The sequence below is a fragment of the Fictibacillus sp. UD genome (assembly GCF_043558025.1).
Classification (GTDB): Bacteria; Bacillota; Bacilli; order Bacillales; family Fictibacillaceae; genus Fictibacillus.
The window spans coordinates 347,466-364,953 of the sequence record NZ_JARUHH010000001.1; the positions used below are offsets into that span (position 1 = coordinate 347,466).

20 protein-coding genes are annotated in these 17,488 nt (G+C 38.4%); 9 read left to right on the forward strand and 11 right to left on the reverse strand.

Annotated features, from left to right (window positions below; all coding sequences use genetic code 11):
- The 4 genes from P8610_RS01730 (at window position 1) to P8610_RS01745 (ending at window position 3,629) form a co-directional block, all read left to right on the forward strand.
- Window positions 1-1,134 (forward strand): bifunctional cystathionine gamma-lyase/homocysteine desulfhydrase, encoded by a 1,134-nt coding sequence (locus P8610_RS01730; protein ID WP_394602873.1) that lies wholly within the window; start codon window positions 1-3, stop codon window positions 1,132-1,134.
- Between the two features lie 451 nt (window positions 1,135-1,585).
- Window positions 1,586-1,822: a YrhC family protein gene (locus P8610_RS01735; RefSeq protein WP_394602874.1), complete on the forward strand. Its 237-nt coding sequence runs from the start codon at window positions 1,586-1,588 to the stop codon at window positions 1,820-1,822.
- 145 nt (window positions 1,823-1,967) lie between these two features.
- The gene (locus tag P8610_RS01740; RefSeq protein ID WP_394602875.1) at window positions 1,968-2,822 is read left to right on the forward strand and encodes a GRP family sugar transporter; all 855 of its coding nucleotides are present in this window, start codon (window positions 1,968-1,970) and stop codon (window positions 2,820-2,822) included.
- Between the two features lie 15 nt (window positions 2,823-2,837).
- Window positions 2,838-3,629, forward strand: a complete 792-nt coding sequence (locus P8610_RS01745; RefSeq protein WP_394602876.1) for a glucose-1-dehydrogenase — start codon at window positions 2,838-2,840, stop codon at window positions 3,627-3,629.
- A 42-nt stretch (window positions 3,630-3,671) separates the two neighbouring features.
- Here P8610_RS01745 and menA read toward each other — a convergent pair whose 3' ends face one another.
- Window positions 3,672-4,562 (reverse strand): 1,4-dihydroxy-2-naphthoate octaprenyltransferase, encoded by an 891-nt coding sequence (gene menA, locus P8610_RS01750; RefSeq protein WP_394602877.1) that lies wholly within the window; start codon window positions 4,560-4,562, stop codon window positions 3,672-3,674.
- Window positions 4,563-5,074: 512 nt separating this feature from the next.
- On the opposite strand from menA, the gene P8610_RS01755 reads away from it, so the two are divergent.
- Window positions 5,075-5,227, forward strand: a complete 153-nt coding sequence (locus P8610_RS01755; protein WP_289495033.1) for a YrzI family small protein — start codon at window positions 5,075-5,077, stop codon at window positions 5,225-5,227.
- A gap of 40 nt (window positions 5,228-5,267) precedes the next feature.
- Here the strand turns inward: P8610_RS01755 and P8610_RS01760 are convergent, their stop codons facing one another.
- Entirely contained in the window at window positions 5,268-6,509 is a 1,242-nt protein-coding gene (locus tag P8610_RS01760) for a glutathionylspermidine synthase family protein (RefSeq protein ID WP_394602878.1), read from the reverse strand.
- An 81-nt stretch (window positions 6,510-6,590) separates the two neighbouring features.
- Here P8610_RS01760 and P8610_RS01765 point away from each other — a divergent pair, with 81 nt between their 5' ends.
- Window positions 6,591-7,037, forward strand: coding sequence for an RNA helicase (locus tag P8610_RS01765; RefSeq protein WP_394602879.1), 447 nt, complete (start codon window positions 6,591-6,593; stop codon window positions 7,035-7,037).
- 28 nt (window positions 7,038-7,065) lie between these two features.
- Here the strand turns inward: P8610_RS01765 and P8610_RS01770 are convergent, their stop codons facing one another.
- The gene (locus P8610_RS01770; protein WP_394602880.1) at window positions 7,066-7,464 is read right to left on the reverse strand and encodes a DUF350 domain-containing protein; all 399 of its coding nucleotides are present in this window, start codon (window positions 7,462-7,464) and stop codon (window positions 7,066-7,068) included.
- A gap of 19 nt (window positions 7,465-7,483) precedes the next feature.
- Window positions 7,484-7,810: an aminotransferase yhxA gene (locus tag P8610_RS01775; protein ID WP_394602881.1), complete on the reverse strand. Its 327-nt coding sequence runs from the start codon at window positions 7,808-7,810 to the stop codon at window positions 7,484-7,486.
- 174 nt (window positions 7,811-7,984) lie between these two features.
- Here P8610_RS01775 and sigK point away from each other — a divergent pair, with 174 nt between their 5' ends.
- From sigK to P8610_RS01790, 3 genes are all read left to right on the forward strand, one after another.
- Entirely contained in the window at window positions 7,985-8,692 is a 708-nt protein-coding gene (sigK, locus tag P8610_RS01780) for an RNA polymerase sporulation sigma factor SigK (RefSeq protein ID WP_066237772.1), read from the forward strand.
- An 85-nt stretch (window positions 8,693-8,777) separates the two neighbouring features.
- Entirely contained in the window at window positions 8,778-9,059 is a 282-nt protein-coding gene (locus P8610_RS01785) for a small, acid-soluble spore protein, alpha/beta type (RefSeq protein ID WP_394602882.1), read from the forward strand.
- 361 nt (window positions 9,060-9,420) lie between these two features.
- Window positions 9,421-11,202, forward strand: coding sequence for a M3 family oligoendopeptidase (locus tag P8610_RS01790; protein ID WP_394602883.1), 1,782 nt, complete (start codon window positions 9,421-9,423; stop codon window positions 11,200-11,202).
- A 278-nt stretch (window positions 11,203-11,480) separates the two neighbouring features.
- Here P8610_RS01790 and pssA read toward each other — a convergent pair whose 3' ends face one another.
- The 7 genes from pssA to P8610_RS01825 form a co-directional block, all read right to left on the reverse strand.
- Window positions 11,481-12,026, reverse strand: coding sequence for a CDP-diacylglycerol--serine O-phosphatidyltransferase (gene pssA, locus P8610_RS01795; protein WP_289495041.1), 546 nt, complete (start codon window positions 12,024-12,026; stop codon window positions 11,481-11,483).
- A gap of 153 nt (window positions 12,027-12,179) precedes the next feature.
- The gene (mnhG, locus tag P8610_RS01800; protein WP_066237757.1) at window positions 12,180-12,533 is read right to left on the reverse strand and encodes a monovalent cation/H(+) antiporter subunit G; all 354 of its coding nucleotides are present in this window, start codon (window positions 12,531-12,533) and stop codon (window positions 12,180-12,182) included.
- Entirely contained in the window at window positions 12,505-12,795 is a 291-nt protein-coding gene (locus P8610_RS01805; protein ID WP_394602884.1) for a Na(+)/H(+) antiporter subunit F1, read from the reverse strand. The genes mnhG and P8610_RS01805 overlap by 29 nt, the downstream gene beginning before the upstream one ends.
- The gene (locus tag P8610_RS01810) at window positions 12,792-13,268 is read right to left on the reverse strand and encodes a Na+/H+ antiporter subunit E (RefSeq protein WP_289495043.1); all 477 of its coding nucleotides are present in this window, start codon (window positions 13,266-13,268) and stop codon (window positions 12,792-12,794) included. Before P8610_RS01810 ends, P8610_RS01805 begins: the two co-directional genes overlap by 4 nt.
- A gap of 4 nt (window positions 13,269-13,272) precedes the next feature.
- A complete protein-coding gene (locus P8610_RS01815; RefSeq protein WP_394602885.1) occupies window positions 13,273-14,748 on the reverse strand; it encodes a Na+/H+ antiporter subunit D in 1,476 nt (491 codons plus the stop codon).
- On the reverse strand, window positions 14,741-15,079 hold the full coding sequence (locus tag P8610_RS01820) for a Na(+)/H(+) antiporter subunit C (RefSeq protein WP_289495045.1): 339 nt from the start codon (window positions 15,077-15,079) through the stop codon (window positions 14,741-14,743). The genes P8610_RS01815 and P8610_RS01820 overlap by 8 nt, the downstream gene beginning before the upstream one ends.
- Entirely contained in the window at window positions 15,079-17,421 is a 2,343-nt protein-coding gene (locus P8610_RS01825) for a Na+/H+ antiporter subunit A (protein WP_394602886.1), read from the reverse strand. Before P8610_RS01825 ends, P8610_RS01820 begins: the two co-directional genes overlap by 1 nt.
- Between the last annotated feature and the right edge of the window lie 67 nt (window positions 17,422-17,488).

The window sequence follows — 17,488 nt, forward strand, 5'->3', positions numbered from 1 at the left end:
ATGAAACGTAAAACAAAACTAATCCACGGAGGCATTCCTTCTGATAAAACCACAGGAGCTGTGTCTTTTCCGATCTACCAAGTAAGCACGTATAAACAAGAAGATGTAGGAGTTCATAGCGGTTTTGAATACTCTAGAACTGGAAATCCTACAAGGCATGCACTTGAAGAGCTGATTAAAGACTTAGAAGGCGGCAAGCGCGGATTTGCGTTTGGCTCTGGCATGGCTGCAATCACTGCTGTCATGATGCTATTTGATTCTGGCGACCACGTTATTTTAACGGATGATGTTTATGGTGGAACGTATCGTGTGATGAGTAAAGTATTAAATCGCCTTGGGATTGACTCAACTTTTGTGGATACAACTGATATCGATCAGATTGAAGCGGCTCTGAAGCCAAACACAAAAGCCGTTTATGTTGAAACACCGACAAACCCACTGCTAAAAGTTACTGATATTGAAGCTGTAGCATCATGGGCAAAATCTAAAAACCTTTTATTCATGGTGGATAATACATTCAACACACCGTATTGGCAAAACCCAATCGAACTAGGGGCAGATATCGTTCTTCATTCTGCAACGAAATATATTGGCGGCCACAGTGACGTTGTAGCAGGCCTAGTTGTTGTAAATGATGAAAAGCTAGGGGAAGATCTTCATTTTGTACAAAATTCTACTGGCGGCGTTTTAGGACCTCAAGATTCATGGCTATTAATACGCGGTATCAAGACACTAGGTTTACGTATGGAAGCTCATGAGATCAATACTAAAAAAATTGTTGAGTTTTTAAAGGAGCATCCATCAGTCGAAAAAATTTATTACCCAGGACTTGAAGACCACCCGCAGCACGAAATTGCTAAAAAACAAGCTGGCGGTTTTGGAGGAATGGTATCGTTTGATGTTGGATCTCTTGAAAATGCCAATGCTGTACTGAAAAAAGTAAAGTACTTCACTCTAGCAGAAAGTTTAGGCGCAGTTGAAAGTCTTATCTCCGTTCCTGCACGAATGACTCACGCGTCAATTCCGGCTGAGCGCAGAGCAGAACTCGGCATCACAGATGGCTTGATTCGTATCTCTGTTGGTATAGAAGATGCAGACGATTTGATTGAAGATCTTAAAAATGCATTAAGCTAATGACAAATTGAAAGAACAAGTGCCTGAGCAGGTGCTTGTTCTTTTTTTATTTGGCTCTTCTCTTCAAAAGTTTGTTTCTTTCAAATGTTGTCTTCTAAGATGTTGATTGGAGTGGAAGATGCGAGACTCCTCGAAAATTAAACTTCAAATTTTCTTCGTGCGATGCTTCGCTGCCGTAGCCTTCCTTGTCCTGCGGGACAGGCGGGCAGGTGAAACACTTAAGAGTGAAACGTTAAGAATGTGGCTCACCGTCTGCCCCGCGGAAAGCGAGCATCTGGAATGGAAATCAACCACTTCCAATAATGCTTTCATTAAAGTCAGATCAAAAGCATTGAACTTCCATGATCACGATTTAGACAAAGTTTTTTCACGTTTTTGTCAAAAACTGCTTGGTAGGTCGCTGTCTTACCTATGTTATCCTTTTAGTAGAGGTTAGGAGGTAGAGACTGCTATGAAAAACAAAGCTGAACAATTACAAAAGAAGATGGCTGACTACCAGCGTTTCGGTTTTATTTTGTTGGCTGTTAGCACGTTCTTTTATTTAGGATTAGTACTTCCTGTTGAAGACAAAAACTTTATCCAATCTATCACATTAGGGATTGCTTCTACCATGTGTTTAGGATTCACTGCACTTATGTACAATGTCGTTAGAAAGTGCAAAACACAATTACAAGAACTGAGCGAATAAACTTAAAATAAAAATTTCACGTACCGTCCTTTAAAAAGGGCGGTATTTTTGTTTTTATGAAATGAAATTTAGGGAATGGATACGGAATGGCCACCAATGGCCATACTAAGTTTTAACAATCTATAGAGAGAAAGAAGTGGAGTACTTGGGTATCATATGGGCACTTATTACAGCAGTTTGCTGGGGAAGCATCGTATTAGTGAGTGAAAAGCTCGGCGGTGATTTTCACAGTCAAACATTTGGGATGACATTAGGAGCCTTGTTGTTTTCGGTTGTTGCTTTCTTTATCGTACAACCTGATCTAAACATGTCAGTTATCGCGATAGGGGTCGTTTCAGGTATCTTTTGGGTCATCGGCCAGCGTAACCAATTTGCAAGTGTTGATTATTTAGGAGTTTCTAAAATCGTCCCTTTATCAACAGGTATGCAGTTATTTGGAACAACATTATTTGGTGTCATCGTGTTTCACGAGTGGAAAACGACGACGGAAATTATTATAGGGGTAATTGCAATCTCAGCGATTGTAGCTGGAGCTCTTTTAACGTCGAGAAGAAGCAAGCAGGGCGATCAAAAAGACAAACAGAACTTTAAAAAAGGAATCACATTTCTTTTGATTTCTACAGTAGGATACGTTACATATGTGGTCATCATCAGATGGTTTGAAGTAAATGGCTGGCAGGCTATCCTACCACAGGCAGTTGGGATGTTTCTAGGAGCACTTGTCTTATCACTAAAACATAAACCATTCAATAAATATTCAGTCAGAAATATTCTAACAGGTTTGATATGGAGTACGGGTAATCTGACACTCCTGCTTGCTTTGCCTCTTATCGGAATCGCCACAAGCTTCTCGCTTTCGCAAACCGGTATCATCATCTCAACACTAGGCGGTATTTTCCTATTAGGTGAAAAAAGAAGCAAAAAAGAAATCATTTGGGTGATCTCAGGATGTGTGCTTATCATAGCAGGCGGTGTCATGTTAGGGTTCACTAAATCATAGAGGAGCTGATGTACAATGTACCCAGATTTAAATGGAAAAACAGTCATCATTACGGGAGCAGCTACGGGAATTGGTAAAGCATGTGCTTTACGGTTTGGGCAAGAAAAAGCGAATGTGGTTATTAATTATCACTCTGAAAAACAAGTAAAAGAAACAGATGAAATGATAAATGAAATTAAAAAAAGCGGAGGAAATGCGATATCCGTTCAGGGGGATGTAACGAAAGAAGAGGACATTAAAAAACTTATTAATAAAGCAACTGAAGAGTTTGGATCACTTCATATTATGATCAATAATGCAGGGATTGAGAATGAAGTGCCTTCACATGAACTGAAGTTAGAGGATTGGAATAAGGTAATCTCTACGAATTTAACAGGACAATTTTTAGGTTGCAGAGAAGCGATTGATTACTTTTTAAACAATGATATTCAAGGTGCCATAATCAACATGTCGAGTGTTCATGAGATTATCCCTTGGCCGCACTTTGTTCATTATGCAGCAAGTAAGGGCGGTATAAAATTAATGACACAAACTCTGGCACTTGAATATGCTCCTAAAAAAATAAGAATCAATAGTATTGCCCCGGGTGCTATTAATACGCCAATCAATGCAGAAAAATTTGCTGATCCAAAGCAAAAAGAAGGGGTTCTTAAGCTTATTCCAATGGGGTATATTGGTGAACCTGAAGAGATCGCAGCAACCGCTGTATGGCTAGCATCCAATCAAGCAAGCTATGTAACCGGGTTAACACTGATCGCTGACGGTGGAATGACTCTGTATCCAGGATTTCAAGCAGGAAAAGGTTAAAAAAAAATTGTCCGCCTTTAAATAGGCGGACAATTTTTTATGTTATAGAAGAATTCCAGTTAGTGTACCAACACATAGAAGAATCCCAAAAGCCATATGAAGCAGAGCTGTTAAACCAAGTGCTTTGTTTAATTCTTTGCTATCCCATGTAGATATTGCAATCTTAAGACCTTTTAATGCGATTGGCAGCGTAATGGCAGCTATAAGACTCCATAAAGGTAAAATATCCATTATAACAAGTGCAGCTAAGCTGACATATGCACCAAGCATTAAGATGTAATACTCTATTCTAGATGCTTTTCTCCCGATTAATCCAGCGACGGTCGTTTTACCGATCTGTTTATCAGTATCAAAGTCGCGTAAATTGTTGGCATGAAGAATGGCCATTACAAGAAGGGCATTCGGAATTGCAGCAAGGAAAATTTCAAGATTTAATGTTAATGTTTGTGTGTAAAAAGAACCTACAACAGCAAGTATTCCTAATGTACTTCCTGAGGCTATTTCACCCAAGCCGTTATAAGCAAGGGCATATCGAGTAGCTGTATAAAAATATCCTACTAATAAGGATGGTATACCAATATAAAGTACAACAGGGCCTGTTAAGGCAGTTAAGATAAGTCCAACAATTATGCTGAGGCCAAAGAAGATCAGACCAGTTATATAAACCTGACGAGGTGTCATCTCATTTCGGTCAATGACGCCGGAAGGACTCAATGAACCAGGGATATCTGCACCCTTTACATGATCAAAGTAGTCGTTAACAAGGTTTGTTCCACATTGTAAAAATATAGCACCAAGAAGTGTTAATAAAAAAGTAGTCCAATGAATGCTTGTCCATTGCAGCGCTAAAATCGTCCCGAAAATGACGGGTATGACTGAAGCAGTGAGTGAAAAAGGCCGAGTTGAAGCAAAGATGACCTTAGGATGTATCATTTGTGTTTCCCCCTTTACACTACTTATTATAGTAAAAGTTTGTGAAAGTGTACACATAAATATCTTGCACAGCAAATACCTATTTTTAGAATATTTATCGTTTTTTTTGTAAACTTTTTTCTTTTTCAGCATATCCTTATACAGGCTTAGAAATTATCTCTTTACATCAGTTGGTAATTTGTGTATTATTTGCTAAGTAAAGTAAAAAACAAAAGGAGGTTGAACACAATGATGAAATTGAAAATGATCAATCAATTGAATACTATACGTTCGACCGCCCTCTGGAGCATTATGTCTGTTTAAATTTGTTTAAAAGACACCGCGGGTCGAATGCCTGCGGTTTTTTGTGTGCTTATACAACACCGCAGGGATTAATCTGCGGTGTTTTTTTATAAATCTAAAGGAGGAGATGGAATTGATAATGGTTGGGATTACGCTGCTTACATGGCTTTTAACGGAGAAAGATTCGACCTAAGGAAAAAGATAAATGGAAATGAGGAGTGAATTTTATTATGTTTACACTGCACCTGTTTTTTGTAACGATAACCTTTTCTATAAAAACAAACAGCCGATCTAAAGAGTTACATGCTCATGATGAAGAAGTAAAATCTCTTTATGATCGTGCCAAAGAAAAGGCTTCTTATAATGTATCTTCTTGGCTATAAGACAAATAGAACAAGCGCCTGCCTTAAAGAAGGTTAGGCGCTATTTCTTTAAACAAGCAGGTAGGAAATAAGATAGATTATCTGTTATTGCGTTGCCGATACGATACCCAAAAGCGCTTGGCTTTCCGTTAATTAAAAAGGTACCTGTCATTCGATGGCCTTCTTGTACACCTTGCTGAGATTCAAATTTCATTTTAGGAAGCGGCACATGCTTTTGATAAATACTTACATAGTTCTCATAAGTGTTATGCTGATCTTTAGCAATCAAGCTGCCATTCTCGTCAAATACTCGGACCGTATCTCCCTCACGCCCAAACACTGGTTTTTGCACAAATTTTTCTTTATTATTTAGGAAAATATCAGGCTCTAAATAGGTGGGAAGAAAATAATGTTTGATCCATTCATGTTCTTCTTTTGTAAAGAATGGCGATTGTTCTTCATGAAGACCCCAGATAACAGCGAGAACAGCTTTGCTTTGTAGGAGAAATGCAGAAGGAGGATTAACAATTGCCAGCTTGTTTTGAATAACAAGCTGAGTAAGCTGAAGTCCAATTTCTTCATTGGTCTCACTATCTTTATCTTGAATAAGAAGTTCGATCGGAAACGTCTGTCTATATAATACATCGATTTTTTTGCCTTGCTGATCAAACAATCCTACATTCTTTTTAATAACTAATTCATCCAAAGGTACAAATTGTGAAGGAAAGCCAGATAACTCTTTTAAATAAAGCACCGTTTGTTTATCTTCTGTATTCTCATCATGTGCTGTAAAAACAATGTGAGGTGCATGTGATGTTTTTAATTGGCGATAAGCGGTTAAGATAGCAGAACGCACAGCTTGTTTTAATTGTTCTTCCATACCCTCATTCGGATCACTGCATCCAAAATGTTTACTAAGTAATCCGTTGACTTTAAAGCATTCATAGATAAAGGTAGGGGTATCACTGTTGAACTCCATAATCTTATGTCCAAAAGGTGTTTCGATAGAGTCGATTCTTCCGATCACTGTTTTGGCTAATGGTGTTTGATAGCGAAGAAAGGGAAGAATGGATTCTGGAAAGCCTAACAGCTTTAATGTATCATCCTCTATACTCTCTGATTGCAATAATGAGGCAGTCTTAAATAGAATACGCCCTGCTTTTTCACCAAGATTTTTTATGGCTTTTGGTACGTCTTCGGAGATTTTACATGGGTTGTATAACGCATATTCCTGTCCGTACATGTCCGCCCAAAATTCGGGTAGCTGTTTATAAAAAAATCTTCTGTCTTCCGTATAACTCATACTGATCAATACCTCCGAACATACATTCAAAACAATAAACTGGTATTATAAACATAACAAAGAATAAAGAGGATGAAAATAATGGAACTTACTTATTACATAGAAAAACAAGAGAGTTATGAACCCTTCTTAACCTATAAGATACCTGAAAACATGCATAATGATGAAAAGTATGCGAGGCAGCTTTGTGAATTTTTTGTTTCTGGACAAAGGGAGTACGAACTTCAATCCAACGAAATGAAGGGCAGCGAAGAAATCTTAATCGTAAAAGAAGTCGGTCCTGTTAGAAGCTTTGCAGAAGAACCGAGTTACAAAGGAAGAGGAATATTTTTAGAGTTTAGAAAGTACAACGAAACAGGAGATATGCCGATCCTGCATGTTCAAGCATTAAACAGCCACTGGGATGTTATGCGCTATTTATTAAAAGATGTCGTTGATATTCCAGGTAAAGGGCAGTACTTGCGCGATTCAGCGGAAATTGACGAAGACCGTGCTGTTTATGTTATGTATGTAGGTGAAAAAATTTAAGCATGCGGCAAAATGCCACATGCTTTTTTTAATATGTAAGACATTGAGCGATAACCCAGCCAACAGAAACGCTTAGAAACATAACGAGCAGTCCGACAGCTTTGTTGTCAGCGTCAATCGCTTTTGAGATGCTCGAACGAATGGCTAAGTGTTCTGCAACAAACAATGCTACGATTTGAGCGATAATTCCAACTGATCCCCAGATGAGCAAATCAACAATGCTCAATGAATTTGCAATGGAAGATCCAATTACAAAGGCAAGACCAAAAAGTCTCCCGCCAAGTGATAGAGCAGCCGCACAGTTACCTTTACTGATTAACTGTAGTTCTTTCGTTTTTGTAGTAAGTTCAAATATGATAAAGCCGACAAATAATAATGCAAGCCCCGTAGCCGCATATAGGGCAAAATTAAGAAATAAGTTTTCCATCTTCACAACTCCTCATGATTTATCCGCCAAATCCCTTGCTGCCTCCAAAACCAGATCCACCGCCTTTAAAACTGGAACTGCTTTTGTATGACTTATAAGCTGAGCTTTTTAACAAGCTGCTTTTTCCTTTGTAATATTTTCCGCCATAAAAATAACTGCCAAAATAGCGGGAATTCGTGTCATCACATTCATAAACGCCATCATCTGCATCCCATTCCCAATCTTGGCATTCAGTATCAGTTGGTTCTGGTGGAAGCTCTTCTGCTGAATAATCATTGCAGCCAGAAAGCATAACAGCTACAGAGGCAGAGGATACACTGGCGATAAGTTTTTTCGTTTTATTCACATTTTCACCTCATTCCATGCTCAATTATAGTATGGATCATCGTGTATTTAAACCATTTATTTCTAGTACGTGATAAAAAATAAAAAGGTTTCGTTTGATTTTGTATGTACAGACACACCCAAGCCCAGCTTCGCATAAACATAAGGGAATACAGAACGTCTTGGAGGTGCTGTTATGTCATTAGTAGGTGTGTTGGCCTATTTCTTTAAAGAAGTTATGCTGTTTGTGTCATACGTTAAGAACAATGCCTTTCCCCAGCCCCTGTCTGAAAATGAAGAGAAGCAGTACTTAAAAGAGATGGCAGAAGGAAACGAACACGCGAGGGCTATGCTGATCGAGCACAACTTACGGCTTGTGGCGCATATCGTCAAAAAATTTGAGAACACAGGAGAGGACACAGAGGATCTTATCTCCATCGGTACCATTGGCCTGATTAAAGCGATCGAGAGTTATTCCAGGGGAAAAGGAACGAAGCTTGCGACCTATGCAGCTCGTTGTATAGAAAATGAAATATTAATGCATCTGCGTGCTTTGAAGAAAACAAAAAAAGATGTTTCGCTTCATGATCCGATCGGAACGGATAAAGAAGGCAATGAGATCACATTGATCGATGTATTGAAAGCGGAAACAGAAGATGTAGTAGATGCCATTCAATTAAAGATGCAAAAAAAGAAAATTTACGATTATATTCATGTACTGGATGACCGGGAAAAAGAAGTCATTGTTGGACGTTTTGGCCTGGATCTTCAAAAAGAAAAAACACAGCGCGAGATCGCAAAACAGCTTGGGATTTCTAGGAGTTATGTTTCACGAATCGAAAAAAGAGCGCTTATGAAGTTGTTTCATGAGTTCTATAGAAGCCGTCAGCAATCAGAACGGTAAAACAAAGATGTTCAAGGCTGGTAACATTTACAGCCTTTTTATTTTGGGCTTCGGGCAAACTAAAGAAAAAAAGGAGTTTTTATAGATGGCAAGCAGAAAAAGACAGCCTATTGTTCCTGAAGCTAGAGAAGGTCTTGATCGGCTAAAAGCGAAAGTGATGAGAGAAGCAGGATATAAAGTGTCTGATCAGTCACCAGATGATGTGAAATATGAAGTGGCAAGAGATATGGGAGTATCGTTAGAAAAAGGATATAACGGAACGATTACTTCTAAAGATGCAGGCCGTGTAGGCGGGCAGATTGGCGGAAGAATGGTAAAAGAATTAATACAGCAAGCAAAAGCAAACTTAGGTAAACAAGTGCGTTAAAAAGAATAAAAATGTTCTGTGTTTAAATAAATAAAACAGGGAATAGAATAGGTAAAAAACCAGGAGGCGTTCTTATGCAAGAAGCTGTTTTATATGGATCATTCGTCGTCATGTTGGCCTATTTTGTTTATGCGGCAATAGCTGAATAATATTTAAAGTAAAAACTCTCCATAATAGGGGAGTTTTTTATTTTGATGTTTTTTTGAAGAAGTGGCAAATCAAAAAAATCAGCAAGATGAAAGCTAATGTTATGGCCTCTAGAAAAATAAACACACAAAAATAAACTTCATAGTCGATTTTTGTTTGAATATTTTTTATAATAAGAAAAGAGTGGAAATACGTACATAATGGGGGAGAAATAATGTTATTACAAGACTTAAGGCAAACATGGGAACTTGATTCCGTTTTTCCTGGTGGAAGTGAATCCAAAGAATTATTAGCAGAAATAAAGTGGACGGAAGAAGAAGCGAAGGAATTAGCTAAAAAAGCAGAATCATTCACTTTTTCAAACGAAAATTTTTTAAATCTTATTGAAGAGCTTCAAAACTTTTCTGAGCGATTATCAACTGCAGGAGCTTTTATCGGCTGTTTGATCGCTCAAGATGTAAAAGATAAGAAGGCGATGGCTCTTCGTGGAAGATTAGAATCTGTTTACGCAGCCTTCTCTAACGTAGGTTCAGTAATCGATCAAAAGTTGATGGATATCTCTGAAGATGTATGGAAAGATCTTATGAGTCTTCCTGAATATGAACATATTGCGTTCTCTTTAAACGAGAGAAGAGGAAAAGCAAAAGAAAAGCTTGGCATTTCAGAAGAATCTTTAATCAATGATCTAGCAGTTGACGGCTACCATGCATGGTCAACTCTTTATGATTTAGTAGTGGGCAGAATTAACATTAAGGTAGAGATCGATGGTAAAGAGGAAGAACTATCAGTTGGCCAGGCAGAAAACAAATTCTCAAGTCCTGATCGTCAAGTCCGAAAAGATACGTTCAAAAAGTTTGTTGAAGCTTGGGATCATGAAGGAGAATTTTGTGCTGCGTCTATTAATCACATCGCAGGCTTTAGAAATGAAATCTATAAGCATAGAGGATGGGAAGAAACGTTAAAAGAACCTCTTGCGATCAATCGTATGAAGGAAGAAACGCTTACAGCAATGTGGGATGCAATTACATCTAAAAAAGACATCTTCGTAAAGTATCTTGACCGTAAAGCCAAACTTTTAAATCTTGAGAAATTAAGCTGGTATGATGTAGATGCACCATTGTCTTCAGCAAACAGCAAAATGAGCTATGATGAAGCTGCTCAGTTTATTGTTGAACATTTCCGTACATTAGCACCTAAAATGGCAGATTTCTCAGAAAAAGCATTTTTGGATGGCTGGATTGAAGCGGAAGATCGTTCGGGAAAAAGACCAGGCGGGTTCTGTACAGGTTTTCCTACCAAAAAAGAAACACGTATCTTTATGACATTCTCAGGAACACCTAGCAATGTTTCTACGCTTGCCCATGAGTTAGGTCATGCTTTTCATTCTGATGTATTAAAAGAAATGCCATACTATGCAACAAATTATGCGATGAATGTAGCGGAAACAGCTTCTACATTCGCTGAGATGATCGTTGCAGATGCAGCAGTATCAAATGCAAAAACAAAAGAGGGAAAAATTGCGCTTCTCGAAGACAAAGCACAAAGATCTGTAGCGTTCTTTATGAACATACATGCGCGTTTCTTGTTCGAAACAAGAATGTATGAAGAAAGAAAATCTGGTCAGCTGTCTGTTGACCGTTTATGCGAACTAATGGAAGAAGCGCAAAAAGAAGCGTTTAACGATGCGCTTGAAGAGTATCACCCATACTTCTGGGCGTCTAAGCTTCATTTCTACATTACCGATGTTCCGTTTTACAACTTCCCATATACGTTCGGCTATTTATTCTCTGCAGGTATTTATGCAAAAGCAAAAGAAGAAGGGCCATCGTTTGAGGAAAAATACATTGCGCTTCTTCAAGACACAGGGAAGATGCAAGTGGAAGAGCTCGCACAAAAGCATTTAGGCATTGATGTTACAAAACAAGATTTCTGGTTAAAAGGAATTGAATTAGCAGCAGCAGATGTAGAGGAATTTTTGGCACTAACTGAAGAGTAATATGACTGGTTTGAAGTATACTGGCAGTTTCCGTTATGGGAGCTGCCATTTTTTTGTGAAGGTTTGTCTATATGAGGAGTACACAATTAAGCGGATTGATTTTTTTCCGTGATGGAGCGTATTTTTCCGTGATTCCAGCATGTTTTTCGAAAGTTCATCTTAGTAGTGTATTTACCACACAGAATACTAGAAGAAAGGCTTTGTGAAATATAAAAAAAGCTTGGCATAACACCAAGCTTTTTCTAATTCACAGCACTCCACTATTAGAGAAAAGATATTTATCTCTTTTCAATGGAGATATTGCTTATCATCAAGATAGATAACCCAAAGGTAAGGAACATATATAGAAAACCTGGTACTACATGTACTGTCAAATATCCAGCAGCCATTAAACAGCCTGCTACGGTAATGGGCACACCCACAAAGGAACCGGTAAACTCGGTAATATTGAAGCGGGCAAGACGTATGGCACCGCAAACAATAAAAATGATGGTAAATAGCATACCAGGTACGCCAAACTGATAAAGAACAACTTGATAGATTAAAAAGGCTGGTGCAATACCGAATGAGATTAAATCACAAAGTGAATCTAATTGCTTTCCAAACTCTGATTCAATATTTAGCATTCTAGCGACCATCCCATCAAAACGGTCGAACAAACCTGCCAAAAAGATCAAGATAAATCCAATTTTCAAGTCTCCTGAAATCATAAGTAATAAAGCTAAAACACCTAGTGATAAATTGATTAACGTTAAGAAGTTGGCTGTTTGCCCCTTCACTTTCTTTAACGTTGAATCAATCCTCTCTCTCTCAAGCATGAACATATAATCACTCCTCAAAGGGTAGCAAGCTAGAACAATAAATGAAAGCGGCAGATGAATATAGTAATTCCTGCCGCCCATTTTACCAACAATGTCCGTTGCTTAAAATTATATACCCAATGTTTTTAATATATGTCTGAGAGAAGTTGATTCTAGTTATTGACCGTTGGACCTATGATTCTTTTCGAGTTCATTAAAAACTGTTTTATCAGACAGTGGAACACCTGTCCGATACGCAGCTCTAGAGATCATATGACCTGCTACAGGAGCTGTCATAAGTACGAAGAGGATTCCAAGAATTAGTTTTCCACTGAACAAATTCATCTCAGCTAATACGTATATAAACGACCCAATAAGAATTCCTGACACACCTAGAGTCGAAGCTTTACTGGCTGCATGAAGTCTTGAATACACATCTGGAAATCGAAGAACGCCAAGTGTACCGGAAAAAATGATAAAGGTGCCGATGATAAGGAAAAAGCTAATCACGATCTTGATCAATGATAACACCCTTTTCTAAGAATTTTGCAACTGCAACCGTTGCAATAAAAGTTAATATTCCAATCAGCAAGATGATATCGTTCAATTGGACCGTATCTAAAATTATAGCCATTAGCCCAGTGATCGCAATTAAGTTAATTCCTATTGTATCGAGTGCTACAACACGATCTGGATTGGATGGACCAACTACTGCTCTATAAAGGAGAAGCAGGATAGAGATGGTAGTGACGAATAAACATATATAGACAACAATGGAGAACCAATCTGTCATCGTGTTACCTCCCTTATTGCTTTTTCGAATGAATCCTTAATTGAAACGATTGTTTCATTTACATCAGGTAAATCTAGGGCATGTATATAGATGAATCTTTGATCTTTAGAAACATCAACAGAAAGAGTACCTGGTGTAAGAGTGATCAAGTTTGCGAGCAGCGTAATTTCCCAATTCTTCTTTACATCAATAGGGAGCGCTAAAATTCCTGGTTGAAAATCAAGCCGAGGTTTGTATATCCACTTTAGTACTTCTATGTTTGATAAAATCAGCTCTTTAATGAACAGAAAGATCAAAAATCCAATCGCTTTTACATGTTTGAAATAGTAAGAATCTGGAATGAATCGGTTTAATAAAAACAGAAGAGCAGCCCCAATCACAAATCCAACTAAAAAACTTGCGAAAGAGTAGCTCTCAGATAAAAACATCCAAATAACGCCGATCAGCAAATTTAGAATAAGTTGAAATGTCATGGGATTACTCCTTTAATACATAATCAATATAGATTTGCGGATCAATTAGGCTGTCTGCCGCGGCCTGAATATATGGATAAAACCATTCCGCACCAACCCCTAAAACAATAGAGATAGCCAGCAGTACAGCAGAAGCCGTTAATCCTGAAGATTTCACTTTTTGTTGAGGCTCTTCTTTTAACTCTCCCCAGAAAGCACCTATGAAAATGCGGATTACTGAAAATAAGATTAACAAACTAGATAACAATCCGGCCCCAGCAGCGATATAGTGACCCTCGTCCATTGCGCCTCTTAAAAGAAGGTATTTACCGATAAATCCGCTGAACGGCGGTATTCCTGCTAAAACAAGGGATGCGATAAAAAACATCCAGCCCATAAATGGTGCTGTTTTAATATATCCGCCCATCTTGTGAAGGTTTGAAGTTCCAGCATGCCAAGCAAGTAATCCCACCAAGAAAAATAGTGCAGCCTTGATTGCCATGTCGTGTACTAAATAATAGATCGTACCGGCAATTGATTCAGCTGAGAACGTTCCGATTCCAAGCAGCATAAACCCTATGGCAGGCATGATATTATAGGCGATGATTAGTTTTACATTCGATGTGGATAGTGCTCCAATAACTCCTATTAACATAGTTAGAGTGGCTATCCAAATGAAAAAGGTATGAGTCAGCTCAAGTTTGTGAGAAAAAATGAGTGTAAATACTCTTAGCATGGAATAAACGCCAACTTTAGTTAACAGGGCTCCGAATAGTGCAGAAACAATCGGTGAAGGAACAATGTATGACTTAGGAAGCCAAAAATACAAAGGAAATAATGCTCCTTTAGTTGCGAAAACGATGAATAATAAAATCGCAATACCGGTTAAGATCCCTTGCTGTTCAACTTCGGCAACACGTTCTCCAAGTTGTGCCATATTAACTGTCCCGGTAACAGAGTATAGAAAGGCTACCGTTGTTACAAATAGAATAGACGAAAACAAATTTAGCAAGATATACTTTACAGATTCCCGGAATTGATGCTTGGAACCCCCGATGATAATCAATCCATAGGAGGCCATCAAAAGTACCTCGAAAAATACGAATAGGTTGAAAAGATCACCTGTTAAGAATGCACCACATACTCCTGCAACCAATAAAAAGAACAAAGGATAAAAGTAGTGGTGTATCATCTTCTCGGTAACTGATGATAATGCAAAAATAGCTGCAGTTGCCGCAATTACATTGACAGCAAGTATCATAATGACCGATAACTGGTCAGCAACAAGAACAATTCCATATGGTGCTTTCCATCCACCGGTTTCAAGAACAAGCGGACCTTTTGTAAAAACATAATAACTTAGAAAGATAGATATCCCTAAGTTTAGAAAAACTACAAGAAAAGAAGTATTAATCGTTAGCTTTTGTTTCTTATTAAAAAACACGAGCAAAACACCGAAAAATAATGGTATGAAAATTGGCAAAAATACTAAATTACTCATCATCCGTTCCCCTTAGCTGATCCATCATATCCGTCTTATTGCTTTGATAGGTACGATAAGCTAGAACAAGAAGAAAGCTCGTTACCCCAAAACTTATAACAATAGATGTCAGTATTAGCGCTTGAGGAAGAGGATCAGTGTATACTTTGATCCCCTTTTCTAAAATGGGAGGTGCACCACGGTTCAATTTTCCCATCGTTAAAATAAACAGGTGTGCCCCATGTGATAAAAGCGCTGTGCCTAGTACAATTTTTAATAGTTGTTTTTGAAGTATAAGATAAACGCCGGCTGCAAATAAAGTTCCGGCAAGTATAGACATAAGAATTTCCATTAGTGATTCATGTCTCCTTTATCCCGGTATTTTATCATGGCGAAAATGCCCAAAGCAGCTAGACCAAGTACTGCTATTTCAAATAAAGTATCCAATCCACGGAAATCAACAAGGATGACGTTTACGATATTATCTCCTCCGCCGAGTTTATAAGAGTTATCGACGAAATATTTTGCAATGCTGTCAAAGTATTGTGAGCTATGTGAAGAGATCGCTACAATGGTAAGCAAAGCTCCTGTCGAAGCAGCAATTACAAAATCCACAAGTTTTTCAGAACTCTTTTTATCCGACTTTTTTAGCTTTGGCAAATGAGCAAAGCATAGCAAGAACAATGCTACAGTAATTGTTTCAACGATTAGCTGTGTTAATGCCAAGTCAGGTGCCCGGAAGAATACGAACAGTAAAGAAAGTCCATACCCTACGACCCCGATTACAATGATTGCAGCAATGCGCTGGTTCATCCAAATGGTTGCAATCGCAGCAACAGCCATTACAGATCCAATTAACACCTCAGGCCAAGTGACAGGCGCTAAGTCATCAAAAGAAATTTTAAATCCGTCTGTAATGAAGATAAAGGCTGATGTTGAAATGACCAAAAATACAAGGATGATGGATGTGTATAAACGCAATGACCCCGTCATATAGGATTTTGTAAAGATATTCGAAAACCTCAATAACCCATTTACTAATGCTTGATATAAACGGTCCGTTGAAAATTTCCCAGGTACCCTGTTATAGACCGGCTGCCATTTTTTTAATGTCAGTGTTAGTAAAATCCCAAGTATTACAACAATAATTGACATATAAAGCGGTCCATTCAAACCGTGCCAAAATTTAAGGTGTATAAGAGCAAAATCTCCCGTGACAGAAGCGACTGCTGGTGCAAGAAGGGGCTCGTTGATTAAATTTGGCAATAATCCAATCAATACTACTAATCCAATAAGTACAATCGGTGATATAAGCATGCCGATTGGTGCCTCATGAGGCTTTTTCTCTAACTGATCAAGCTTTGCCTTCCCTGTGAATGTGCCAAATACAAGATACATGGAATAAACAAATGTAAAAATACTCCCAGCTACTGCAAAAACGGGAACCCATTGGGCAAACATTGCAGCAAATCCACTCGTTTGTTCTAGTTTCAAGGAGGCGTCAAAAAACATCTCCTTACTTAGAAAGCCGTTGAAGATGGGAAGTGGTATTCCGGCCATAGAAAACGCCCCAAAAAAGGCAAGAGTAGCAGAGATAGGCATAAACGTGTATAGTCCGCCAAGTCTCCTAATATCTCTTGTTCCTGTCTCATGATCTACAATACCTGCAATCATAAACAGGCTGCCTTTAAAAGTGGCGTGATTAAAGATATGGAAGATAGCAGCTAGAGTAGCAACTCCAGAGCCAAAGCCTAGCATAGACATGATCATACCGAGCTGACTGATTGTAGAATAAGCAAGAATTCCTTTTAAATCGGTTTGGCGTGACGCGAGAAAAGACCCAACACAGAGCGTGATTAGCCCGGCACCTGTAACGATAATAAAAAATATATCCGTACCGCTGAAAATGAGTGAGAATCTTGCGACTAAGTAGATTCCCGCTTTAACCATCGTTGCCGAGTGAAGGTACGCACTGACAGGTGTTGGTGCTTCCATTGCATCAGGAAGCCAGCTGTGAAACGGAAACTGTGCTGATTTAGTAAAAGCTCCAATCAGCAGCAAAAGCATAATGGGAATAAACAAATCGCTCTCAATGATCTCAGATCGATTTGCAATCATCTCTCGAATGCTGTTAGTCTCTGCTGTTATGGAAAGGAGAATAAGAGCACCAAGCATCGATAGCCCTCCAAAGACCGTGACCAGCATCGATTTTTGTGCACCATATGTTGAACGTTCACGGTAGAACCAAAAACCGATTAATAGAAATGATGAGATACTCGTGAATTCCCAGAAGGTATAGAGTACGAATACGTTGTCAGATAGAACGACTCCTAACATCGATCCCATAAATAAGAGTAAATACACATAAAAATGGACGAGTTGTTCTTTTTTCGATAAGTAAAAGATGGAATAAAGAACCACCAATGAACCAATACCAGTTATCAATAAGGAAAAAAGCATACTAAGCCCGTCCAAGTAAAAGCTCAATTGAATATCAAGCGATGGAATCCAGTTAGCGACGCTTTGAACAATTTTCCCTTCAGCTAATACAGGCAATTTCGAACAAAACAGAATAAACAGTACGGCTGGAACAGGAAATACAAACCAGCCAGTATGTATCCGGCTTTCTTTTTTAGCGACAAGCCCGATCAACAGTGCTGCTAAAAAAGGTACAAGTATGTAAATATGTAACATAAATACCGGTAAACCTCCTTAAAACCCAATAATAATCATGATAGTCCATTACATTGTAAGCAAAACC

What these genes read in the sequence shown, in the direction of transcription:
- P8610_RS01805 (WP_394602884.1), bottom strand. Translation starts at nt 12,795, where the DNA reads ATGACAGATTGGTTCTCCATTGTTGTCTATATATGTTTATTCGTCACT.
- P8610_RS01765 (WP_394602879.1), top strand. Translation starts at nt 6,591, where the DNA reads ATGGAACTTACTTATTACATAGAAAAACAAGAGAGTTATGAACCCTTC.
- pssA (WP_289495041.1), bottom strand. Translation starts at nt 12,026, where the DNA reads ATGTTCATGCTTGAGAGAGAGAGGATTGATTCAACGTTAAAGAAAGTG.
- P8610_RS01760 (WP_394602878.1), bottom strand. Translation starts at nt 6,509, where the DNA reads ATGAGTTATACGGAAGACAGAAGATTTTTTTATAAACAGCTACCCGAA.
- menA (WP_394602877.1), bottom strand. Translation starts at nt 4,562, where the DNA reads ATGATACATCCTAAGGTCATCTTTGCTTCAACTCGGCCTTTTTCACTC.
- P8610_RS01820 (WP_289495045.1), bottom strand. Translation starts at nt 15,079, where the DNA reads ATGGAAATTCTTATGTCTATACTTGCCGGAACTTTATTTGCAGCCGGC.
- P8610_RS01790 (WP_394602883.1), top strand. Translation starts at nt 9,421, where the DNA reads ATGTTATTACAAGACTTAAGGCAAACATGGGAACTTGATTCCGTTTTT.
- P8610_RS01815 (WP_394602885.1), bottom strand. Translation starts at nt 14,748, where the DNA reads ATGAGTAATTTAGTATTTTTGCCAATTTTCATACCATTATTTTTCGGT.
- P8610_RS01730 (WP_394602873.1), top strand. Translation starts at nt 1, where the DNA reads ATGAAACGTAAAACAAAACTAATCCACGGAGGCATTCCTTCTGATAAA.
- sigK (WP_066237772.1), top strand. Translation starts at nt 7,985, where the DNA reads ATGTCATTAGTAGGTGTGTTGGCCTATTTCTTTAAAGAAGTTATGCTG.
- P8610_RS01825 (WP_394602886.1), bottom strand. Translation starts at nt 17,421, where the DNA reads ATGTTACATATTTACATACTTGTACCTTTTTTAGCAGCACTGTTGATC.
- P8610_RS01755 (WP_289495033.1), top strand. Translation starts at nt 5,075, where the DNA reads ATGTTTACACTGCACCTGTTTTTTGTAACGATAACCTTTTCTATAAAA.
- P8610_RS01810 (WP_289495043.1), bottom strand. Translation starts at nt 13,268, where the DNA reads ATGACATTTCAACTTATTCTAAATTTGCTGATCGGCGTTATTTGGATG.
- P8610_RS01735 (WP_394602874.1), top strand. Translation starts at nt 1,586, where the DNA reads ATGAAAAACAAAGCTGAACAATTACAAAAGAAGATGGCTGACTACCAG.
- P8610_RS01745 (WP_394602876.1), top strand. Translation starts at nt 2,838, where the DNA reads ATGTACCCAGATTTAAATGGAAAAACAGTCATCATTACGGGAGCAGCT.
- P8610_RS01770 (WP_394602880.1), bottom strand. Translation starts at nt 7,464, where the DNA reads ATGGAAAACTTATTTCTTAATTTTGCCCTATATGCGGCTACGGGGCTT.
- P8610_RS01785 (WP_394602882.1), top strand. Translation starts at nt 8,778, where the DNA reads ATGGCAAGCAGAAAAAGACAGCCTATTGTTCCTGAAGCTAGAGAAGGT.